Here is a 2,811-nt window from a genome sequence, read left to right as displayed (position 1 = left end):
CAGGTGCCGTGAGCGGCTCCGACGAGAGCGACCGGGCCGTGGACCGCTTCGAGTCCGCGCGTAACACCGTGCTCCAGCACCGCGACGGCGGGACCTGTTTCCACTGTGGCGACGGCGGCTGCGGGCAACACACCTGGGCGGTCGAGGAGCTGGGCCGCCATCGGGGCGGCCGGGTGTTCCTGCGCCAGCTCGGGTTTCCCATCGACGATTCGACCGAGGAAGGCCAGCCGCGGTGAACAGCACACCCCACGGCGGCGAGTACGCCCCACACCTGCGCGAGCATCCGACACCGAGCCGGCCGGTACGGGCCGTTGGTAGCGCCGCCGCGTACACCATGCGTCTCGCCGACGAGTTCTTCTACCTGGCGCACGACGACCAGACCGGCCGTCCACGTCTCTTCGAGTCCGCGACGGCGCACGGTCTGGCCGCTGCGCTGCTGGTCGAGCTGTACCAGGAAGGCCGGGTCACCTTCGAAGGCCGCGACGTGCGGGTGACCAACGGGTTCCCGCCGCAGGACTGGCTGCAACATCTCGTCCTTGACCGCCTCGTGGCCGAGCCGCGTCACACCGCGACTCGGACCTGGTTGGCGTTCCTCGCCACTACCGCCTACGAGCAGGTGGCGACCCGGATGTGGCAGCTCGGGCTCCTCCGTCAACACCAGGTCGGCCGGTGGTGGCGGCAACGCACGGCCTACGTGCCGGCGGACATGAACACCGCCGCCTGGTCGTGGGCCCGGCTCTCCTTCCAGTTGCGCAACTACCAGCGACTCAACGCCTTCGACGTGGCCCTCGCGGGGCTGGCGCTGCACACCCAGCTCGATCCGGTCCTGCTCGACGGTGCTCCGCTGGCGGCTCGCGCGTTCCTGCGTCAGCAGGTCGAGCAGGCGCATCCGCCGCTGCGGGACCTGCTCGCCGACCTCGGTGCCGTCGTCGGCGGTGCCGTGCTGAGCCACCGCACCACCTGAACCACCGCACCCACCGCCACCGCTGACCCGGCGCAATCGCGCCGGGCAACCGCCAATCCCAGTTCACCCTCTTGCGGAAAGAGAACTGATGTCCCACACGAGACCCGACACCGTCTCCGCCGTCCTCGCGCGAGGACGGCTCGGCATCCCGTCGGTGGTGTTCTTCGTCATCGCCGCCGCCGCACCGCTCACCGTCGTCGCGGGCGGCGCGACCACCGGATACGCGGTCACCGGCGTCACCGGCATCCCCGTGTCCTACCTGGTCGTCGCGGCCGTGCTCGCCCTGTTCGCGGTCGGCTACGTGGCCATGTCCCGCCGGATCGTCAACGCGGGCGCCTTCTACACGTACGTCACCCGGGGACTCGGCCGCCCGGCCGGCGTCGGCGCCGCCATGGTCGCGCTGCTGGCCTATAACGCGATGCAGATCGGGCTCTACGGCGGGGCCGGTGCGGTCACCGCGCAGTTCCTCAACGACCGGTACGGCTGGCAGCTGACCTGGTGGATGTGCGCCCTCGCCGTGTGGGCCGTCGTCGCGGCCCTCGGGGTCGCCCGGATCGACCTCAACGGGCGCGTCCTCGCGGTCGTGCTCGTCGCCGAATGCGTCGTCGCGTTGACCTTCGACGCCATCATGGTGACCCACCCGGCCGACGGGAGCATCAGCTTCGACACCCTCGCCCCGTCCCACGTGTTCGCCGCTGGCATTGGCGCGGCGCTGGTCACGGCGATCACCGGGTTCGTCGGCTTCGAAGGCACCGTCGTGTTCTCCGAAGAGACGAAGGATCCTCGCCGCACGATCGCCCGCGCCACCTACATCGCCGTCGCGGTGACCGGCCTGCTGTATGGACTCTCCGCGTGGGCGATGTCCGTGGCCACCGGCCCGGACCGCATCGTTGACGCCGCCCGCGCCGACGGCACCGATCTGATCTTCAACCTGGTGTCGCCGTACCTGGCCGACAGCGTCATCACCATCGCGCGGGTCCTGTTCATCACCTCGCTGTTCGCGGCGCTGCTCAGCTTCCACCACACCGTCGCCCGGTACCTGTTCGCCCTCGGCCGGGAACGGGTGCTACCCGCCGTGTTCGGCCGCACCAGCCGCCGCACCGGCGCACCCAAGGTCGGCTCCCTCGTCCAGAGTGGGCTCGCCTTCGCGGTGCTTGTCGGCTACGCCCTCGCCGGGGCGGACCCGATCGTGCACCTGTTCTTCTGGATCACCGTCACCGGAGGTCTCGGCGTCCTCATCCTGATGACCGTCACGTCCGCCGCAGTGATCGGCTTCTTCGCCCGGACCACCCACACCGAAGGCCCATGGCGGTCGCTGATCGCACCAGGAGCCGCCACGCTCGCGCTCAGCGGGATCCTCACCGTGACCCTGCGCGAGTTCGCGACCCTCCTCGGCGTGGCGTCAGACTCGCCGTTGCGCTGGGCGTTCCCCGCCGCATACGCCGCCGCCGCGCTCCTCGGCATCGCCTGGGCGCTGCTCCTGCGCACCACCAACCCCGACGTGTACGCGGCGGTCGGGCTGGGCGCGGACAGCGACACCGGGCCGCTACGCGCCCCCGACACCGTCCGCCAACCCGCCTGACCATGGAGCCGCCGTGACCGTCACGAACAACAACCTGCTCGTCCGCCCCGCCACCAAGGCGGACGCCGGGCCGCTGATCGCCGTACTCGCCGAAGCGTTCCACGAAGGGCCCCTCGCCGACTGGCTGATCCCCGACCCCGACGAGCGACGCACCGTCTACTACCGGTACTTCCGCGACGCGCTCTACCACGGCCTGCAACACGGGCAGGTCCACACCACCTCCGACCAGACGGCCGTCGCGATCTGGTACCCCCGCCTCGAACCC

General features: G+C 70.8%; 3 protein-coding genes and 1 pseudogene. All 4 read left to right on the top strand.

Features of this window, described 5'->3' with window-relative positions:
- Positions 1-236: hypothetical protein (locus C1I95_RS33150; protein ID WP_233514042.1), on the top strand; the 236-nt coding region annotated here is incomplete at its 5' end.
- Positions 233-964 carry a GOLPH3/VPS74 family protein gene (locus tag C1I95_RS33145; protein ID WP_111219969.1) on the top strand — a complete coding sequence of 244 codons (732 nt, stop codon included), beginning with the start codon at positions 233-235 and terminating at the stop codon, positions 962-964. The genes C1I95_RS33150 and C1I95_RS33145, both read left to right, overlap by 4 nt.
- Before the next feature lie 88 nt (positions 965-1,052).
- Positions 1,053-2,546, top strand: coding sequence for an APC family permease (locus C1I95_RS33140; protein WP_111219967.1), 1,494 nt, complete (start codon positions 1,053-1,055; stop codon positions 2,544-2,546).
- A 13-nt stretch (positions 2,547-2,559) separates the two neighbouring features.
- Positions 2,560-2,811, top strand: a pseudogene (locus C1I95_RS33135) (GNAT family N-acetyltransferase); the annotation flags it as partial.

Source organism: Micromonospora craterilacus (genome assembly GCF_003236315.1).
Taxonomy (GTDB): Bacteria; Actinomycetota; Actinomycetes; order Mycobacteriales; family Micromonosporaceae; genus Micromonospora; species Micromonospora craterilacus.
Note: the sequence above shows the minus strand (reverse complement) of the source record. Positions and strands in the feature narration are given on the sequence as shown.

Bases quoted from the DNA above. Each gene is read 5' to 3' on its own strand.
- C1I95_RS33140 (WP_111219967.1), top strand. From the start codon at position 1,053: ATGTCCCACACGAGACCCGACACCGTCTCCGCCGTCCTCGCGCGAGGA.